Raw genomic sequence first — 2,051 nt, 5'->3', positions numbered from 1 at the left:
TGTGGCCGGCGGTACGGTCGAAGGCGGCCTGCGGGAGCGGCTGGCGGGACTGAACGCGAACCGCCGTCTCGAAACGGTCGTGGATCTGGTCCGTACCCGCGCCGCCCATGTACTGGGCTACCCGGACACGGACGCCGTCGGTCCCGAGCGGTCCTTCCGCGATCTCGGCGTCGACTCGCTGGGCGCCGTGGAGCTGCGCAACCAGCTCAACGCGGCCACCGGTCTGAGTCTGTCCGCGACGCTCGTCTTCGACCATCCCACGCCCACGGCCCTCGGCGAGCATGTGCTGCGGCAGCTCGTTCCCGACGAGGGCCCCGACAGCGGGACCGACGCCGAGGAGGCGGAGATCCGGGCCCTGCTGGCCTCCGTACCGCTCGCCCGGCTGCGCGACATCGGCGTACTGGAGCCGCTGCTCCAGCTCGCCGGACGAGGCGGCGGCGCCTCGGCGGAGAACGAGGAATCCGGCGAGGCCATCGACTCGATGGCCGTGGCAGACCTGGTGCGGGCCGCGCTCAACGGCCAGTCCGACCTGTAGCGCGAAGACGGAGCGATGGAGCAGACCATGAATGCCCACACCGAGAACGCCCCCACCAACAGTGCGTCCGCCAACGGTGTTGTGGAAGCACTCCGCGCCGCGATGAAGGAGGCGGAGCGGCTGCGGCGGCAGAACAGGATGTTCGTCGCCGCAGCCAGGGAACCGATCGCGATCGTCGGAATGGGCTGCCGGTTCCCCGGCGAGGTCCACTCGCCCGAAGAGCTCTGGGATCTGGTCGCCTCCGGCACCGACGCCATCTCGCCGTTTCCCACCGACCGCGGCTGGGACCTGGACGCGCTGCGCGACAGCTCCACCGACGCCCGGGACACCTCCGTCAGCCAGCAGGGCGGCTTCCTGGACTGTGTCGCCGACTTCGATCCCGGCTTCTTCGGTATCTCACCGCGCGAGGCGGTCACCATGGATCCTCAGCAGCGGCTGCTGCTGGAGACCGCCTGGGAGGCCATTGAACGCTCCGGCATCGACGCCACACGGCTTCGCGGCAGCCGGACCGGAGCCTTCATCGGCACCAACGGCCAGGACTACGCGTATCTCCTCGTGCGGTCGCTGGACGACGCGACCGGCGATGTCGGCACCGGTATCGCCGCCAGCGCCGTGTCGGGACGGCTCTCGTACACGCTCGGGCTGGAGGGCCCGGCGATCACGGTCGACACCGCCTGCTCGTCCTCGCTGGTCGCCCTCCATCTCGCCGTCCAGTCCCTGCGTAACGGAGAGTGCGCGCTCGCGCTCGCCGGCGGTGTCAATGTGATGTCCACGCCCGGCTCGCTGGTCGAGTTCAGCAGACAGGGCGGACTCGCGCGGGACGGCCGGTGCAAGGCGTTCGCCGACTCGGCCGACGGCACCGGATGGGCGGAGGGCGCCGGCATCCTGATGCTGGAGCGTCTGTCCGACGCTCAGCGCAACGGACATCCGGTCCTGGCCGTCGTACGGGGCTCCGCAGTCAACCAGGACGGCGCCTCCAACGGCTTCACCGCGCCCAACGGTCCTTCGCAGCAACGGGTGATCCGGCAGGCGCTGGCCAACGCGGGACTGACGCCCGCCGAGGTGGACGCGGTGGAGGCCCATGGCACCGGCACTCCGCTGGGCGATCCCATCGAGGCCCAGAGTCTGCTCGCGGGCTATGGACAGGACCGTGAACGCCCGCTGTACCTCGGCTCGGTCAAGTCCAACATCGGGCACACCCAGGCCGCTTCCGGTGTCGCGGGCGTGATCAAGATGGTACTGGCGATGCGGCACGGAGTGCTGCCGCGGACCTTGCACGCGGACGAACCGTCGTCGCATGTCGACTGGTCGGCAGGCAAGGTCGAACTGCTCACCGAGGCGCGTGCGTGGCCGGAGGCCGGCCGGCCGCGCCGTACGGGCGTCTCCTCGTTCGGAGTCAGCGGGACCAACGCGCATGTGATCATCGAGCAGGCGCCGGCCGCATCCGAGCCGGAGGCCACCGCCACTGCCACTGGAACCGCCACCGCAACCGCTCCCGAACGGCGGGCGGCGGGGC

Annotated in this window: 2 protein-coding genes; both read left to right on the top strand. The window is 70.7% G+C overall.

All coding sequences use genetic code 11. The features are described 5' to 3' along the window. Positions 1-535 (top strand): acyl carrier protein (locus GA0115259_RS30095; RefSeq protein WP_161230503.1); only part of this gene is annotated, 535 nt, incomplete at its 5' end. An 81-nt stretch (positions 536-616) separates the two neighbouring features. Then, positions 617-2,051, top strand: a 1,435-nt coding sequence (locus tag GA0115259_RS30090) for a type I polyketide synthase (RefSeq protein WP_305129738.1), incomplete at its 3' end; no start/stop codon positions are given.

It is taken from the genome of Streptomyces sp. MnatMP-M17 (genome assembly GCF_900091995.1).
Classification (GTDB): Bacteria; Actinomycetota; Actinomycetes; order Streptomycetales; family Streptomycetaceae; genus Streptomyces.
The sequence above is the reverse complement of the archived record's forward strand: the minus strand, read 5'-3'. Positions and strand labels throughout refer to the sequence as shown.